At 68.2% G+C, this 15127-nt stretch carries 17 protein-coding genes; 10 read left to right on the top strand and 7 right to left on the bottom strand.

What is annotated here, in order from left to right:
- Positions 1-21 precede the first annotated feature (21 nt).
- A complete protein-coding gene (locus tag E4191_RS09060; protein WP_135313130.1) occupies positions 22-1146 on the top strand; it encodes a PAS domain-containing protein in 1125 nt (374 codons plus the stop codon).
- Complete coding sequence (locus tag E4191_RS09055; RefSeq protein WP_135313129.1) at positions 1143-1592, top strand: response regulator; 450 nt, start codon at positions 1143-1145, stop codon at positions 1590-1592. Before E4191_RS09060 ends, E4191_RS09055 begins: the two co-directional genes overlap by 4 nt.
- 102 nt (positions 1593-1694) lie before the next feature.
- Here the strand turns inward: E4191_RS09055 and E4191_RS09050 are convergent, their stop codons facing one another.
- From E4191_RS09050 to ectA, 4 genes are read right to left on the bottom strand one after another with little or no spacing between them, the layout of a single operon-like run.
- Positions 1695-3122: an aspartate kinase gene (locus tag E4191_RS09050; RefSeq protein ID WP_135313128.1), complete on the bottom strand. Its 1428-nt coding sequence runs from the start codon at positions 3120-3122 to the stop codon at positions 1695-1697.
- 2 nt (positions 3123-3124) lie between these two features.
- On the bottom strand, positions 3125-3514 hold the full coding sequence (locus E4191_RS09045) for an ectoine synthase (protein ID WP_135313127.1): 390 nt from the start codon (positions 3512-3514) through the stop codon (positions 3125-3127).
- Between the two features lie 5 nt (positions 3515-3519).
- Positions 3520-4812 carry a diaminobutyrate--2-oxoglutarate transaminase gene (gene ectB, locus E4191_RS09040; RefSeq protein ID WP_135313126.1) on the bottom strand — a complete coding sequence of 431 codons (1293 nt, stop codon included), beginning with the start codon at positions 4810-4812 and terminating at the stop codon, positions 3520-3522.
- Between the two features lie 59 nt (positions 4813-4871).
- Positions 4872-5408 carry a diaminobutyrate acetyltransferase gene (gene ectA / locus E4191_RS09035; RefSeq protein WP_135313125.1) on the bottom strand — a complete coding sequence of 179 codons (537 nt, stop codon included), beginning with the start codon at positions 5406-5408 and terminating at the stop codon, positions 4872-4874.
- A 235-nt stretch (positions 5409-5643) separates the two neighbouring features.
- Between ectA and E4191_RS09030 the strand changes: the two genes are divergently transcribed.
- Positions 5644-6153, top strand: a complete 510-nt coding sequence (locus E4191_RS09030) for a MarR family winged helix-turn-helix transcriptional regulator (RefSeq protein ID WP_135313124.1) — start codon at positions 5644-5646, stop codon at positions 6151-6153.
- Positions 6154-6240: 87 nt separating this feature from the next.
- On the opposite strand, the gene gndA is transcribed toward E4191_RS09030, so the two are convergent.
- The 3 genes from gndA to E4191_RS09015 form a co-directional block, all read right to left on the bottom strand.
- The gene (gene gndA / locus E4191_RS09025) at positions 6241-7641 is read right to left on the bottom strand and encodes an NADP-dependent phosphogluconate dehydrogenase (RefSeq protein WP_135313123.1); all 1401 of its coding nucleotides are present in this window, start codon (positions 7639-7641) and stop codon (positions 6241-6243) included.
- Between the two features lie 65 nt (positions 7642-7706).
- Complete coding sequence (locus E4191_RS09020; protein ID WP_228461195.1) at positions 7707-8180, bottom strand: PaaI family thioesterase; 474 nt, start codon at positions 8178-8180, stop codon at positions 7707-7709.
- 67 nt (positions 8181-8247) lie between these two features.
- Positions 8248-8790, bottom strand: a complete 543-nt coding sequence (locus E4191_RS09015) for a biotin transporter BioY (RefSeq protein ID WP_135313122.1) — start codon at positions 8788-8790, stop codon at positions 8248-8250.
- A gap of 413 nt (positions 8791-9203) precedes the next feature.
- On the opposite strand from E4191_RS09015, the gene E4191_RS09010 reads away from it, so the two are divergent.
- The 7 genes from E4191_RS09010 to mnhG are packed head-to-tail and all read left to right on the top strand — an operon-like array spanning position 9204 to position 15051.
- Positions 9204-11492, top strand: coding sequence for a putative monovalent cation/H+ antiporter subunit A (locus E4191_RS09010; protein WP_135313121.1), 2289 nt, complete (start codon positions 9204-9206; stop codon positions 11490-11492).
- 1 nt (position 11493) lies between these two features.
- Positions 11494-11910 (top strand): MnhB domain-containing protein, encoded by a 417-nt coding sequence (locus E4191_RS09005; protein ID WP_135313120.1) that lies wholly within the window; start codon positions 11494-11496, stop codon positions 11908-11910.
- A 2-nt stretch (positions 11911-11912) separates the two neighbouring features.
- Positions 11913-12347, top strand: coding sequence for a Na+/H+ antiporter subunit C (locus E4191_RS09000; protein ID WP_135313119.1), 435 nt, complete (start codon positions 11913-11915; stop codon positions 12345-12347).
- Positions 12344-13843 carry a Na+/H+ antiporter subunit D gene (locus E4191_RS08995; RefSeq protein ID WP_135313118.1) on the top strand — a complete coding sequence of 500 codons (1500 nt, stop codon included), beginning with the start codon at positions 12344-12346 and terminating at the stop codon, positions 13841-13843. Before E4191_RS09000 ends, E4191_RS08995 begins: the two co-directional genes overlap by 4 nt.
- A complete protein-coding gene (locus E4191_RS08990; RefSeq protein WP_135313117.1) occupies positions 13840-14316 on the top strand; it encodes a Na+/H+ antiporter subunit E in 477 nt (158 codons plus the stop codon). The genes E4191_RS08995 and E4191_RS08990 overlap by 4 nt, the downstream gene beginning before the upstream one ends.
- 4 nt (positions 14317-14320) lie before the next feature.
- Positions 14321-14611, top strand: coding sequence for a monovalent cation/H+ antiporter complex subunit F (locus E4191_RS08985; RefSeq protein WP_135313116.1), 291 nt, complete (start codon positions 14321-14323; stop codon positions 14609-14611).
- Positions 14608-15051 carry a monovalent cation/H(+) antiporter subunit G gene (gene mnhG, locus E4191_RS08980; RefSeq protein WP_135313115.1) on the top strand — a complete coding sequence of 148 codons (444 nt, stop codon included), beginning with the start codon at positions 14608-14610 and terminating at the stop codon, positions 15049-15051. Before E4191_RS08985 ends, mnhG begins: the two co-directional genes overlap by 4 nt.
- The last annotated feature ends 76 nt before the right edge of the window (positions 15052-15127 follow it).

The following is a 15127-nucleotide window of genomic DNA, read 5'->3' as shown; positions in this document are numbered from 1 at the left end:
TGGAATGGACGAGGACGGCACGTGGACGACAGGGACGACTGGACCCTCACCGAGGCACTGCATCACGAGCAGGGGCGGGGCGATCCCTTCGCGGCGGCGGTCCGGTCGACGCGCATGTCCATGATCATCACCGACCCCACCAAGCCCGACAACCCGATCATCTTCGCCAACGACGCCTTCCAGCGGCTGACCGGCTATGACCGCGACGAGCTGCTGGGCCGCAACTGCCGCCTGCTGCAGGGCGAACAGACCGATCCCGAGACGGTGGACCGCATCCGCGACGCCGTGACGGCGGGGACCGACATCGCCGTCGACATCCTGAACTATCGCAAGGACGGCTCGTCCTTCTGGAACGCGCTCTATCTCAGCCCGGTGCGCGACGATGCGGGCCGGATCCAGTTCTTCTTCGCCTCGCAGCTGGATGTGACCGACCGGATCGACGTGCAGGCGCGCATGGCCCGCGAGAAGGCCCGGGTCGAGACCGAGGTGACGCGGCGGGTGGCCGAACTGCGCGAGTCGCTGGATGCGCAGCGGCTGCTGCTGCACGAGGTCGATCACCGCGTGAAGAACAACATGACCATGATCGGATCGATCCTGCGCCTGCAGCTGCGCGAGGCGCATGACAGCCAGACCGCCGACCTGCTGCGCGCGATGATGACCCGGATCGACGCGCTGGCCACCGTGCACCGCCATCTCTACCAGTCCGAGGACGTGACGCGGTTCGACATCGGCTCCTACACCGTCAACCTCGCCTCGGACCTGACGCAGAGCCGGGCCGACTGCGACATCCGCATCCGCGCCGATCTGGGCCGGGCCGAGGTGCCCGCCGGGCAGGCCTCGGCCATCGGGCTGATCGTCAACGAGATCCTGTCCCACATGATCCTGCCCACCGATCACGGCGGCGCGCGGGTCTTCGACATCTCGTCGCGCGTGACCGGGGGCCGGGTCGAGCTGGGCATCCGCTTCGGGCGCGATGCCCGCGACGGCAGTTCCAAGAACCCCACGCTGCCGCGCTATTCCCCCTCGGGGGTCACTGAACAGATCATCTCCCGCTTGGCCGCGCAGACGCGTACCACCGTGTCCTGGGTCCAGGGGCCGTGCGGGTCCATCGAAGTCACCGTCGTCGTCGACACCGAGGTCTCATGAACCACCCCAAACCCCCGCTCTCGATCCTGGTCGTCGAGGACGAATTCATCATCGCGATGGATATCGAGATGATGATCGAGGATGCCGGCCACCGGGTCCTGGGCACCGCGGCCTCGCTGCAGGCGGTCGAGGCGCTGCCCGTCGGGGACCGGCCCGACGTGGCGCTGGTCGACATGCAGCTGGCCCAAGGCAGCACCGGGCTGGAGGTCAATGACGAGATCCGTCGGCGCTGGCCCGACACGATCGTCGTCTTCGTCACCGCCAATCCCAAGAAGATTCCCGAGGATTTTGCCGGCGCCCACGGCGTCATCGCCAAGCCCTTCTCGGCGGCGGGCTTCACGGCAGCGCTGCGCTATCTGGAGGAGGGGGTCTGCGATCCGCCCCCCGTCTCGCCCGAGCCGGGCAGCTTCGTGGCCTCGCCCGCCTTCGCCGCGCAATGGGGCTGAGCCGCGCCCGCGCCAGAGTCCGCCGTGCATAGTGCCCACGGAAAACGACCCTCCCCCGGACAGGGGAGGGTCGTTTTCAGTTTGTCAGTTCGTCGGGATGCGTCAGGCCGCTTGGGCGATGTCGCGGCCCTGCGTCTCGACCAGCGCGCCGTGCAGGGCGCGGATCGTGCCCGCCAAGGCGTCGCGTTCGACGATGAACTGCACGTCCACTTGGCGCGGGCCCTGCGTGGCGCCGATCGCCGACAGCCCGGCATCGGCCAGCGCGTTCAGCCCCCGGCTGAGCACCGCCAGCCCGTCCAGATCGCGTCCCACCGCCGACGCCATTGCCACCGCCCGCGAGGACACGCAGGCCGAGGGGAAGCGCTCGACCAGATCCTTCTCGACGCGGCGCAGCACCTTGAGGCTGCTGTCCACGTAATGCGTGATCGTGTTCGCGTTCGAGACCTTGCTGACGATGCGCACCTTGTGGCGTGTCAGCACCTCGAGGATCGCGGCGTCATAGCCCTTGGCGCCGACCATGTCCTGTTCGAACAGCTCCAGCGCGAAGACGTCCAGACCGGTGACGATCTCGACCGCCGGGGCATCCGCCGGCTGGTCGTCGATCAGCGTGCCGGGATCGTGCGGCTCGAAGGCGTTGGTCACGCGCAGCGGCACGCCCGACTGGCGCAGGGTCTTGGCGGCCTTGGGGTGGATCGCCTCCATCCCCAGGTTGGACAGCTGGTCGGCCACGTCGTAATTCGTGCGCCCCAGCTTGCGCACCGCATCGGCGCCCACCAGCTTGGGATCGGCCGAGGACAGATGGAACTCCTTGTGGATGATCGCCTCCTGCGCGCCGGTCAGCGCGGCCAGACGCGAGAAGGTCACCTCGGAATAGCCCCGGTCGAATTCGCGCATCAGCCCCTCGCGGCACTGGGCATAGCCGGTAACGATGGGCATCTCGGTCTGCGCGTCGATCCCGGACATGGCGCCCAGGATGCGCTCGTCCAGACTGACCTCTCCGGTGTCGCGCCAGCCCGACAGGTCGACGAAGCGGGCCGAGACCCCGGCGCGCTGCAGCATCAGCGTGGTGACGAAGGCCGAATGCGCCTCGCCCAGGCCCGACAGCAGCTCGCGTGTGTGCAGCATGTGTTCCGACAGCCGGAAATGGCCATAGGAGCACAGGCGCTGCAGGTCGATCAGGCAGTTCTTGGCGCCGATCAGGCGGTCGCGCACGAAAGCGTCGGCCCGCTCCAGATCGCCGGGATGCTCCAGCACCACGCGATGCGCGGCACCCATCGCCTCGCTGGCGCGGTCCAGCGCCGCCAGCCAGCCATGATCGCCCTCGCCGCTGGCGAAGGCCGCATAGACGCCGGGCTCGCCGGATTTTTTGTGCTCCAGCAGCAGGTCGGTGATGCCGCCAAAGGCCGAGACGACGAAGATCCGGCCATAGAGGTTCGGGCGGTCGCCGATCAGCAACGTGTCGCGCAGCTCATGGACCCGCGACATCGAGGTGCCGCCGATCTTCTCGACAGTATGGGTCGGTCCTGCCATGCTCAGGCCGTCTCGGCAGGCGCATAGCTGCCGTCTTCGCGATGGACCTCGGTCCCGGTGATCGGCGGGTTGAAGCAGCAGGCCATGACCAGCGTCTCGTCCGCGCGCAGCGTGTGGTGATCATTCAGGTTCAGCGCGTACATCACGCCGGGCGTGATCTGGTGCGTCTCGCCGGTGGCCAGATCGGTGATCGAGCCCTTGCCCGACATGCAATAGACGCTTTCAAAATGGTGCTTGTAGTGGAACGTGTGTTCCGAACCCGCCTCCAGCGTGGTGATGTGGAAGGAAAAGCCCATCCCGTCATCGGCCAGCAGCATGCGGACCGAGTTCCACCGGGCATCCGACACCGAACGGTCGGTGTCTTTCAGTTTGTTGAAATCACGAACGATCATGTGTCTTACTCCGCAGCAATCTTGGTGGCCAGAACGTCTCGGGCCGCATCCAGCAGGATGTCGAAGCCGCGCGACAGCAGATCGGTGGGCGTGGTCAGGGGGGCCAGCACCTTGACCACCTGATCCTCGTTCCCCGAGGTCTCGATGATCAGCCCGCCCTGGAAGGCGCGCTTGCAGATGGCGCCCGCCAACTCGCCGCCGCCCACATCGACGCCGCGCATCAGCCCGCGACCCTTCAGATAGGCACCGGGGATCATGTCGGCCAGTTCCGTCAGGCGCGTCTCGATCAGCGCGGCCTTCTGGGCCAGCTCGGCCTCGAAGGCCTTGTCCGACCAGAACTTCTCGATCGCCACGCGGGCGGTCACGAAGGCATGGGTGTTGCCGCGGAAGGTGCCGTTGTGCTCGGCGGGGCCGAAGACGTCATGCTGGGGCCGCACCAGGACCATCGCCAAAGGCAGGCCGAAGCCCGAGACCGACTTGGCCATCGGCACCAGATCCGGCATCACGCCCATCTCCTCGAACGAGAAGAACTTGCCGGTCCGCCCGCAGCCTGCCTGGATGTCGTCCAGAATCAGCAGCGCGCCATGCCGCTTGGCGATCTCGGCCACGGCCTTCACGAATTCGGCCGAGGCGGCGTTCAGCCCGCCCTCGCCCTGCACCGTCTCCATCATGATGGCGGCGGGGGCGTCGATGCCGCCCGAATTGTCCGACAGCATCTGGTCCAGCAGGGCGGCACTGTCCAACCCCTTGGCGTAATCGTCGAAGGGCACGCGGGTGACGCCCTGAGTCTCCATCCCCGCGCCGCCGCGATGATAGCCGTTGCCGGTGGCGGCCAGTGCGCCCATGGTCACGCCGTGAAAGCCGTTGGTGAAGGCCACGATGTTGGTGCGGCCGGTCACCTTGCGGGCGATCTTCATCGCCGCCTCGACGGCATTGGCGCCGGTCGGTCCGGTGAACATCACGCAGTGATCCATGCCGCGGGGCGCCAGGATATGCGTCTCGAACGCCTGCAGGAAGGCCGCCTTGGTCGTGGTGTGCAGATCCAGCCCATGCGCGATGCCGTCGCCCGAGATGTGCTCGATCAGCGCCGCCTTCATGTCGGGATCGTTGTGGCCATAGTTCAGCGACGAACAGCCGGCCAGGAAATCGATATGCTCGGATCCGTCCGCGCCCCGCATCACCGAGCCGCTGGCCGAGGCGAAGAGGGTGGGAATGCCCCGGCAATAGGACCGCGCCTCGCTTTCGCGACGGGTGAAGATGCCGGTGTCGGTGTCGGGTGTTGCCATGTCCTTGGCCATGAGAAGTCCTTTCGCACGATGTGCGTTATCAGCAGAATGGGGAATGCGCCGCAAAGGGATCAGGCGGCGCGGGCCTGACGGGCGGGCCGGGGCAGGGTGATCGTCACCATGTGCTCGGTCGCGTGGCGCCCGTCGAAATGTTCGTGGCGGGTGAAATGAGGATCGTCGCTCAGCTCGCCGCCCAGGGCGCGCGCCAGGCTGCGGAACAGCGCCCAGGAGGCGTCGTTGTCGCGCGTGATGGTGGTGTTCAGCCGGGTGGCGTCCGTGCATTCGTCGCGCTCGACCAGATGGGTCAGCATCTTGCGGCCCAGTCCCAGACCGCGCGCCCGTGGGCTGACCGCGACCTGCCAAACGAACAGCGCATCCTCGTTGGGGATCATGTGACCCGAGATCCAGCCCACGACATCGCCGTCCAGATCGGCGACCACGCAGGTGTCGCGGAAATGCTCGGCCTGCACCAGATTGCAGTACATCGAGTTCTCGTCCAGCGGCTTGCAGTCGCGCACCAGCTCCCACACGGCGGCGCCGTCGGTCGGGTCGGGCTTGCGCAGCACCAGCTGGCGGGGACGTTCGATGTCCTGCATATCCTTGGGCATGGGTCGGTGATCCTCGATTGCTTCGGGGCTCTAACTAACCGACCCGGGCGATGGTTTCAACCATTGCCCCGGATTTCCGCAAAGTTCCGGATAAGTAGTCACCCTGACTTGATAATTTTCACGTCTTTCACACGTGTCCGTGACCTTCACCCTTCGGCAGACGAATGACAGGTTGCCCCATTGCCCAGACCCCGCCGCCGGTGGCATACAGCCGTCCATGACCCAGGACGCCGCCATGACCCGCGATTCCGCCATTCCCCGCTCCGACGCGGCGCTGATCGCGCTGCGCCGCATCCTGCGCGCGACCGAGCAGTACGAGCGCGACCTCGCGCAGGCCGTGGGCCTGACCCCGGCCAAGCTGCGGGTGCTGCAGATCCTGGCCGCCCGCGACGACCGCACCGCCACCCCGACGCTTCTGGCCGCGCAGATGGGCGTCAGCCAGGCGACCGTGACAGCCTTGGTCGACCAGCTGGACAAGCTGGGCCTGACGCAGCGCCAGCGCTCCAGCACCGACCGCCGCCAGCTGCATGTCATCCTGACCGACAGCGGCGCCACCGCGCTGGCCGAGGCCCCCGACGCCCTGCAGCAGCATTTCGTGACGGGCTTTCACGCATTGCAGGACTGGGAACAGGCGATGCTGGTGGCCGCGCTGGAACGCGTCGCCGCCATGCTGAACGCGCAGGGCATCGACGCCTCGCCCGTCCTGACCCTGGGCGAGATCGGTCGCCCCCGCCCCCGCCCCTGACCTCCTGACCTCCTGACCCTTTCATCTTGGCCGAAATATCCCGGGGGGAGTCCGCAGGACGGGGGGCAGCGCCCCCCTGACGCCCTCTCAGTCCGTCCCGCCCCAGGGCCCGTGCCGGTCGGCGATCCCGTCCAGCCGCTCGAACCCATGCGCGCCGAAGAAGTCCCGCTGCGCCTGGATCAGGTTCGCCGTCCCGCGCGCCGTGCGCATCATGTCGAACCACATCAGCCCCGAGGCCAGCGCCGGCAGCGGATGCCCTGCCGCGATCCCCTGCGACACGACCTGCCGCAGGGCCGGCATCGCCCTGTCGATCAGCTCGGCGAAGAACGGCGCCAGGATCAGGTTGCGGCCCGGATCCTCGGCCAGCGCCTCGGCCATGTCGTTCAGCATGGTCGAGCGGATGATGCAGCCCGCCCGCCAGACCCGCGCGATCTGCGGCAGGTCCAGCGTCCAGCCGAAGCTGTCCGAGGCCGCCCCGATCATCGCGAAGCCCTGCGCATAGCACAGGATCTTGCCCGCGATCAGCGCCTGCTCCAGCGCCGCGGGCTCCAGCGCGCAGGGGCCCGCGCCGGCGCCGAAGCGCGCCTGGCCGGCATCCCGCTCGTCTAGCCGGGCGCTGACGTTGCGCGCCATGACGGCCGCCTCGATCACCGGGATGGGGGCCAACAGGTGCTGCGCCTCGATCGCGGTCCAGCGGCCGGTGCCCTTCTGGCCCGCGCGGTCCAGGATCACGTCGGGCATCGCGGCCCCCGTATGGGGATCGCGCGCGGCGGTGACGGCGGCCGAGATCTCGACCAGATAGCTGGACAGGATGCCCCCGTTCCAGCCCTCGAAGATCCGTGAGATGGCTGTGGCCTCCAGCCCCATGCCGTCGCGCATCAGGCCATAGACCTCGGCGATCATCTGCATGTCGGCATATTCGATGCCGTTATGGACCATCTTGACGAAATGCCCGGCGCCCGCATCGCCCATGCGGGCCGCGCAGGGGGCACCGTCCTCGGCTCGGGCGGCGATGGCGGTCATCACCGGCGCCACGCGGTCCCAGTCCGCCGCCGCGCCGCCGCCCATGATCGCGGGGCCGTGCCGCGCGCCCTCCTCGCCGCCCGAGATGCCCATGCCCAGAAAGCGGAAGGGCAGCCCGGCCTCGTCGCGGCGGTTGGTGTCGTGGAAATCGGCATTGCCCGCGTCGATCACCAGATCGTCGGCCTCCAGCAGCGGCGCCAGGGCATCCAGCTGCGCGTCCACCGCCTCGCCCGCGGGCACCATCAGGATGATCGTGCGGGGTCGGGCGATGGCGGCCACCAGCGCCTCCAGCGTGCCGGCGGGGATCACGCGGGGCGCCAGCGGTCCCGCCTCCGCGGCAAAGCGGCGGGTGACCTCGGTCGTGCGGTTCCAGACCGCAATGGGAAAGCCCTTCTCGGCGATGTTGAGCGCCAAGGCCGCCCCCATCGTCCCCAAGCCGATCAGCCCGATCCGTGCCTGTGCCATCTGCGCTGCCCCTTCTGCCTTCGGAAAATGCGGTTGCGGCCGTCTACCCGACCGCCCGCCCGCTGTCACGAGGGGGGAGTCGCTTGGGCGGGCCGGCCGGAGGAGGGGCGCGCGGCGATGCAGATCAGCGTCTGCAGGCCGGTCGCGACATGGGTGCGGGCCTCGCCCTCGACGGCAAAGACATCCAGCTGGCAGACGGTCAGCGTGCGCCCCGGCTTGAGGACGCGGCCCACCGCCTCCAGCCGCTCGCCTCGGGCGGGGTTCAGAAGGTTCAGCTTGAATTCGGTCGTCAGCACCTCATGGCCCTCGGGAAAGAGGGTGAGGGCCGCATATCCCCCGGCGGTGTCGGCCAGGGCCGAGGTGCCGCCGGCGTGGAAATAGCCCATCTGCTGGGTCAGCTCGGCGCGATAGGGCAGGTGCAGCACGACCTCTCCGGACCGGATCGCGGCGATGGTCGCGCCCAGATGGCGCATCAGGCCCTGCGCGCCGAAGCTGGCCTCGATCCGGGCGATGGTCCGGGGGGTGGGGTCCTGGGTCATGCGCGGCCTCTGGCAGGGTCCTGCAGCGGCGCGGGGCCGCAACGGACCCCGCGCCCGGCAAATCGGATCAGCGGCGGGTGCCGACCATCTGAAGCGCCAGCGCGCCGATGGCCACCTTGACCATGTCGCCCAGGATGAAGGGCGCCACGCCCACGGCCAGCAGCCGATCCGCCGGCACGAAGGCCGACAGCCAGATCAGGCCCGGCACATAGATGGCGACGGTGCCCGCGATCATCGCCAACGCCCGCATCCCCAGGCCGCGGCCCTGCGCCAGCGCGCCGGTCACGACCATGGCCAGCGCCATGCCGATCAGGAAGCCGGTCGTCGGGCCCGCCAGATAGGCCAGGCCCAGCCCGCGCTCGGGCGATCCGGCAAAGACCGGCAGCCCGGCCAGGCCAGCGGCCATGTAGGCGCCCATCGCCGCCAGCCCGAGGCGCGGACCCAGGCCCGCCGCGATGACCAGCACGGCCAGCGTCTGCAGCGTCATCGGCACGGGCCAGAACGGCAGCTGGATCTTGGCGCCAAGCGCGATCAGCGCGGCGGCGGCCAGCGTCAGGCCGGCCTTGGCGGCAAGGCTCTGTCCGGCGATGCGGTCCTGGGCAAGCAGCATGGGATGTCCCCTCGTTTGGAATGTGACGAATCAAGGACGGTCGCGCCGCCCGGAGCTGCCGCCATGAAACACTCAGGCCGGGCCTCGGGGCAAGGGGTCAGATGCCGGGGCCGTCCGTCGCGCCGTCACCGCCCCCCCAAGCCCATCGCCGCGTTGGGTTTCTCGGCCTCGCGACCTGCGTCAAGACGTCGCATCCTGGCGGCCGGGGCGGGCTTGACCCGAGGCCCCGATCCCCGCGCGCCGCTTGCGCCGACTTCTTTACACCGCGGGCGCGGGCCCGCGCCTGAGGCCCCGGGGCGGGCCCCGTCTTTTCGACCATGGCCGCGCATTTCCCGCATCCTGCCGTCTGTCGCCCTGAAAAAAAGGATGCTAAGACCCGTCGCCAACTGCATGCCGCGACAGAGGTTCGAGACATGGCTGACGACTATCAAAAAGTGGATCGCGTGATGGGTGGCCCGGCGGGCTGGGTGTCCATCGCCTTTCCCGGCATCCTGTTTCTGTACTTCCTCGGGCTCATGCCGCAGGTGGCGCTGGCGCCCGTGCTGGGCGGCATCGATTGGGTGCCCTCGCTCGGGATCCGGCTGGCGGTGCTGCTGGACGGGCTGAGCATGACCTTCGCGCTGCTGATCACCGGGATCGGCCTGGCGGTGACGCTGTATTCGGCGCGCTACCTGGGCGATCATCCCGATTATCCGCGCTTCGTCTGCTACCTGCTGATGTTCATGGTCGGCATGCTGGGCCTGGTGCTGTCGGACGACCTGATCATGCTGTTCGTCTTCTGGGAGGTCACGACGATCTCATCCTATCTGCTGATCGGCTTCAACGCCGACAGCGCCAAGTCGCGCCGCTCGGCGCTCCAGGCGCTGCTGGTGACGGGGACGGGCGGCCTGGCGATGCTGGGGGGCATGATCATCCTGGGCAATGTCGCGGGCACGTTCCAGCTGTCGCAGATCCTGACCATGGGCGACGAGATCCGCGCCCATCCCTGGTACATGGCGATCCTGCTGCTGGTCCTGGCGGGCACCTTCACCAAGTCGGCCCAGGTGCCGTTCCACTTCTGGCTGCCCAACGCGATGGCCGCGCCGACGCCGGTCTCGGCCTATCTGCACAGCGCCACGATGGTGAAGGCGGGCGTGTTCCTGATGGCGCGGATGAACCCGACGCTTGGCGGCACCGACGCCTGGTTCTGGATCCTGACGCTGTTCGGCGGCGTGACGGCTGTCTTCGCATCCGTCATGGCCATGCGGCAGACCGACATCAAGCAGGTCTTGGCCTATACCACGCTGATGGCGCTTGGCACGCTGACCATGTTCATCGGCGCGGGCACGCATTACGCGATCATGGCCGCGATGACCTTCCTGGTGGTGCACTCGCTCTACAAGGCGGCGCTGTTCCTGATGATCGGCATCGTCGACCATGCCACCGGCACCCGCGAGACGGCGGTGCTGGGTGGCCTGTCCAAGGCGATGCCGCTGACCGGGCTGGCCGCCGCGCTGGCCGCGATCAGCATGGCGGGCATCCCGCCCATGGTCGGCTTCATCGGCAAGGAATTCATGTACAAGGCCGGTCTGGGGCTGGAGGGCTTCGGCGCCTTCTGGGTCACGATGATGGCCTTCGCGGCCTCGGTGATGATGTTCGCGGTGGGCGGCATCGTCGCGCTGAAGCCCTTCCGGGGCGATCTGCGCCCGACGCCCCACGCGCCGCATGAAGGCCCCTGGCCGATGCTGGCCGGGCCGCTGGTCCTGGGCGCGCTGTCGCTGATCTTCGGCCTGGTGCCGGGCGTGCTGGGCCATTACCTGGTCGGCCCCGCCACCCATGCCGTCTTCGGTGAGGTGCGCCCCGTGGAGCTGTACCTGTGGGGCGGCATCAACATGGCGCTGATCCTGTCGCTGCTGACCTTCCTTGCGGGCTGGCTGGTCTATCGCCGGCACGAGGCGATCCGCGCCCGCCTGGCCGCCATCGAGGCGCGCAGCCGCGTCGATTTCGACGCGGGCTGGGACCGTCTGCTGGACGCGTTCAAGGCCTTCGCCGCCTGGCTGACCGGGCTGATCCAGACCGGCAGCCTGCAGCGCTACATGGCGGTGACCTTCGCCACCTTCGTCGTGCTGGTCGGCGGCACCTACATCCTCAAGGGCGCCTTCCAGGCCGGGCTCAGCCTGTCCACGGACGGGGTGCATCCGGTGCAATGGGCCGTCCTGGGCCTGATCGCCACCGGCGCGATCCTGACCGTCTGGACCCACAGCCGCATGACGGCGGTGGCGGCCATGGGCGTGGTGGGCATCGGCGTCGCGCTGATCTTCATCATGTTCAGCGCCCCCGACGTGGCCATCACCCAGCTTCTGGTCGAGGTGCTGGTCGTCGTGCTGGTCAGCCTGGCGATGCTGCGGCTGCCCTATCTGCCGCGCCGGTCCAAGATGGTGTTCCGCACCGGACATGCCGTCATCGCGGGGGGCATGGGCCTGATCACGACCTTCCTGACGATCTCGGTCCTGGCATCCGATTTCGACCGCCGCCTGACCACCTATTTCGAGGCGACCTCGTATCCCGAGGCCTTCGGACGCAACATCGTCAACGTGATCCTGGTCGATTTCCGCGCGCTGGACACGTTCGGAGAGATCACCGTGGTCGCCATCGCCGCCATCGCGGCCTTTGCCCTGCTGCGCGGGGCACCCCCCCGCCGCAAGCCCGAGGAGGAGAGCTGAGATGCAGTCGCTGATCCTGACCACGACGACACGCCTGATGGCGGCCCTGCTGCTGATGTTCTCGATCTATGCGCTGCTGCGCGGGCACAACCTGCCCGGCGGCGGCTTCATCGGCGGGTTGATCGGGGCCACGGCCTTCATCCTCTACACCATCGCCACCTCGGTCTCCGAGGCGCGGGCCGCGCTGCGCATGGACCCGTCGAACCTGGCGATGCTGGGGGTGGGGGTCGCCGCCTTGGGCGGCATGGGCGCGGGCTTCGCCGGAGAGCCGTTCTTCACCGGGCAATGGCTGTTCCTGTTCCAGGACGGCGACAGCTATGTGCCCCTGTCCACCGTCCTCGTGTTCGACATCGGAGTGTACATGGCCGTCTTCGGCGGAATCCTGACCCTGGTCTTTGCCCTGGAACAGGAGATCTGAGCGTGGAACTGCTGCTTGCCATCACCCTGGGCATCCTGGTGTCCACCTCGGTCTATCTGATGCTGGACCGCAACGTGCTGCGCTTCCTGTTCGGGCTGGTCCTGCTGTCGAACGCGGTCAACCTGCTGATCTTCGCGGGCGGCCGCCTGACCGCAGGCGCCCCGCCGCTGATCGCGCCGGGCGAATACGCGCCCACGGGCACCGTGGCCAACGCCCTGCCGCAGGCGCTGGTGCTGACCGCCATCGTCATCGGCTTCGGCCTTCTGGCCTTCACGCTGGCGCTGGTCTACCGGACCTTCATGACGCTCGGCACCGTCAACAGCGACGAGATGCGCATCGCCGAACCCATGGACGAGAAGGATCTGGACACCGGCAAGCTGGGTCTGGGCCGGGCCGACCCGCAACAACCCGCCACCGGGCAGGAGGCCGGAATATGAGTTGGCTTCTGGTCTATCCGATCCTCATCCCCGTGATGACGGCGGTGCTGTGCTATCTGTTCCGCAACACGGTCGCCGGGCGCTGGATCTCGGTCGCGGGCACCACGGCGCTGCTGCTGGCCAGCCTGATGCTGATGTCCGAGGTGCTGGACCAGGGCGTGCTGGCCGCGCAGATGTCGAACTGGGACGCGCCCTTCGGCATCACCCTGGCCGCCGACCTGCTGGGCGGCGTCATGGTGGTCATCACCGCGATCACGGGCCTGGCCACCGTCATCTATTCGCTGTCCGAGATCCCCGAGCGGCTGGAGCGTCTCGGCTTCCACGCCCTGCTGCAGACCCTGCTGATGGGCGTCTGCGGGGCCTTCCTGACGGGCGACCTGTTCAACCTCTATGTCTGGTTCGAGGTCATGCTGATCTCCAGCTTCGGCCTGCTGGTCCTGGGCGGCACGCGCGAGCAGCTGGACGGCGGCATCAAGTACGTGCTGCTGAACCTGGTCTCGACCATCATGTTCCTGTCCGGCATTGGCCTGCTCTATGGCCTGACCGGCACGCTGAACATGGCCGACCTGCATCTGGCGGTGCGCGGGGTGGAAAACACCGGGCTGCTGACCACCGTCGCGGTGATGTTCATGGTGGCCTTCGGGGTCAAGGCGGCGCTCTTCCCGCTGTTCTTCTGGCTGCCCGCCTCGTACCACACGCCACCGGTCGCGGTGTCGGCGATCTTCGCGGGGCTGCTGACCAAGGTGGGCGTCTATGCGCTGATCCGCATGTTCACGCTGGTCTTCGACCAGGACGTGGGCTTCACCCACACGCTGCTGTTGTGGCTGGCGGTCGTGACCATGGTCACGGGCGTCCTGGGGGCGGCGGCGATGAACGACTTCCGCCGCATCCTGTCCTTCCACATCATCAGCCAGATCGGCTACATGGTGCTGGGGCTGGCGCTGTACACGCCCCTGGGCCTGATGGGCGCGGTCTTCTACCTGGTCCACCACATCATCGTGAAGGCCAACCTGTTCTTCGTGGCGGGCGTCGCCAAGCGCATCGGCGGATCGACCGATCTGGCGCGGCTTGGAGGGCTTTACGCCCATGCGCCGCTTCTGGCCTTCCTGTTCCTGATCCCGGCCTTCTCGCTGGCGGGCTTTCCGCCGCTGTCGGGCTTCTGGGCCAAGTACGTGGTCGTCAAGGCCGCACTGAACCTCGAGATGTGGTTCGTGGCGGGCGTGTCGCTGGCCGTGGGCCTGCTGACCATCTTCTCGATGACCAAGATCTGGGGCGCGGCCTTCTGGCCCGCGCATCCGGACGGACTCAAGCCGCGCCTGTCGGACCTGCCGGTTGGTGACCGGGTGGCGCTGATGCTGCCGATCGTGGCACTGGCCGCGCTGACCTGCATCATCGGCCTCTTCCCCGAGCCCTTCGTGCAGTTCGCCGAACGCGCCGCGGGGCAGCTGCTGGATCCGACCGAGTATGTCACGACCGTTCTGGGGGTGCAGCCATGAACCTCTTTGCCGTCAATCTGGTGCTGGCCTTTGCCTGGGTCGCGCTGACTGGGGGGCTGACGCTTGGCGGGCTGATCACCGGCTTCCTGGTCGGCATGGCCGCCATGTGGCTGGTCCGCCCGCTGTTCCCGCAGACCGGCAGCTATTTCCTGCGGCTCTATTATTGGATCCGCCTGATCGTCATGTTCGTCTATGAACTGGTGGTCAGCTCGATCCCCGTGGTCAAGGAGGTGCTGACCCCCGGCCAGCGGTCCGAGCCTGCGCTGATCGCCGTGCCGATCACCGTGACCACCGACACGCAGATCACGCTTCTGGCCAATTTCATCTCGCTCACGCCGGGCACGCTCAGCCTGGACGTGTCCGAGGACCGCAAGACCATCTATATCCACGCGATGTTCGCGGACGATCCCGACGCGATCCGGGCGCAGATCCGCGACCGGTTCGAGGTCTGGGTGCGCGAGGCGACGGAGTAAGGCGATGACAGTTCTCGATTATGCAATCCTGCTGGGCTTCGTGCTGGTCATCCTGGGGGTGACGCTGGCGACCATCCGTCTGGTGATCGGGCCGACCCTGGCCGACCGGATCGTGGCCTTGGACATGATGACGGTGCAGCTGGTGGCCTTCGGCGGCCTGGCCGCCCTGCAGGCCCGCAGCGCGGCCTTCCTGGACGTGGCGGTCGTGCTGGCGCTGGTGGGCTTTCTGGCCACCGTGTGCCTCGCCCGCTATCTGGAACGGCGCATCCTGCTGACGGCGGAGGAACTGGCATGATCACCGAACTGATCGTTTCGCTGTTCGTGGTCGCCGGGGGCATCTTCTGCTTTGCCGCCGGGATGGGCGTGCTGCGCCTGCCCGACCTGATGCTGCGGATGCATGCCTCGACCAAGGCGGGCACGCTTGGCTCGGGCCTGATCCTGGTGGCGGTGGCCATCGCCTTCGCGGAAAGCACCGTCGTCGCGCGGGCCGTGGCGGCGATCCTGTTCCTGATCCTGACCGCCCCGGTCGCCGCCCACCTGATCGGGCGCGCGGCCTTCCGCACCGGCGTGCCGATGGTCGACGACACCGCCTGCGAGGAGGGGGTGGCCGAGGCCCTGCGCAAGCGTCCCCCCGAAGCCCATCTCGAGGCTGCCGCGGCCCCGGCCGTCGAGGCCGAACCCGAGGCCGAGGGCGGCACCCTGGCCACCGGCGGGGCGCCGCGGAAGGCCCCGTGAACGGGGCTTTCCAAACCCGCCGCTTGGGCGTAAATCTGTCGGGTTGGCGGACGAACCGCCGGATCTGAAAGAGCTG

The organism is Paracoccus liaowanqingii (genome assembly GCF_004683865.2).
Taxonomy (GTDB): domain Bacteria; phylum Pseudomonadota; class Alphaproteobacteria; order Rhodobacterales; family Rhodobacteraceae; genus Paracoccus; species Paracoccus liaowanqingii.
Note: the sequence above shows the minus strand (reverse complement) of the source record. Positions and strands in the feature narration are given on the sequence as shown.

Excerpts from the sequence above, each read along its gene's own strand:
- E4191_RS09055 (WP_135313129.1), top strand. The coding sequence starts at position 1,143 with ATGAACCACCCCAAACCCCCGCTCTCGATCCTGGTCGTCGAGGACGAA.
- E4191_RS09050 (WP_135313128.1), bottom strand. The coding sequence starts at position 3,122 with ATGGCAGGACCGACCCATACTGTCGAGAAGATCGGCGGCACCTCGATG.
- E4191_RS09045 (WP_135313127.1), bottom strand. The coding sequence starts at position 3,514 with ATGATCGTTCGTGATTTCAACAAACTGAAAGACACCGACCGTTCGGTG.
- ectB (WP_135313126.1), bottom strand. The coding sequence starts at position 4,812 with ATGGCCAAGGACATGGCAACACCCGACACCGACACCGGCATCTTCACC.
- ectA (WP_135313125.1), bottom strand. The coding sequence starts at position 5,408 with ATGCCCAAGGATATGCAGGACATCGAACGTCCCCGCCAGCTGGTGCTG.
- E4191_RS09030 (WP_135313124.1), top strand. The coding sequence starts at position 5,644 with ATGACCCGCGATTCCGCCATTCCCCGCTCCGACGCGGCGCTGATCGCG.
- gndA (WP_135313123.1), bottom strand. The coding sequence starts at position 7,641 with ATGGCACAGGCACGGATCGGGCTGATCGGCTTGGGGACGATGGGGGCG.
- E4191_RS09020 (WP_228461195.1), bottom strand. The coding sequence starts at position 8,180 with ATGACCCAGGACCCCACCCCCCGGACCATCGCCCGGATCGAGGCCAGC.
- E4191_RS09015 (WP_135313122.1), bottom strand. The coding sequence starts at position 8,790 with ATGCTGCTTGCCCAGGACCGCATCGCCGGACAGAGCCTTGCCGCCAAG.
- E4191_RS09010 (WP_135313121.1), top strand. The coding sequence starts at position 9,204 with ATGGCTGACGACTATCAAAAAGTGGATCGCGTGATGGGTGGCCCGGCG.
- E4191_RS09005 (WP_135313120.1), top strand. The coding sequence starts at position 11,494 with ATGCAGTCGCTGATCCTGACCACGACGACACGCCTGATGGCGGCCCTG.
- E4191_RS08995 (WP_135313118.1), top strand. The coding sequence starts at position 12,344 with ATGAGTTGGCTTCTGGTCTATCCGATCCTCATCCCCGTGATGACGGCG.
- E4191_RS08990 (WP_135313117.1), top strand. The coding sequence starts at position 13,840 with ATGAACCTCTTTGCCGTCAATCTGGTGCTGGCCTTTGCCTGGGTCGCG.
- E4191_RS08985 (WP_135313116.1), top strand. The coding sequence starts at position 14,321 with ATGACAGTTCTCGATTATGCAATCCTGCTGGGCTTCGTGCTGGTCATC.
- mnhG (WP_135313115.1), top strand. The coding sequence starts at position 14,608 with ATGATCACCGAACTGATCGTTTCGCTGTTCGTGGTCGCCGGGGGCATC.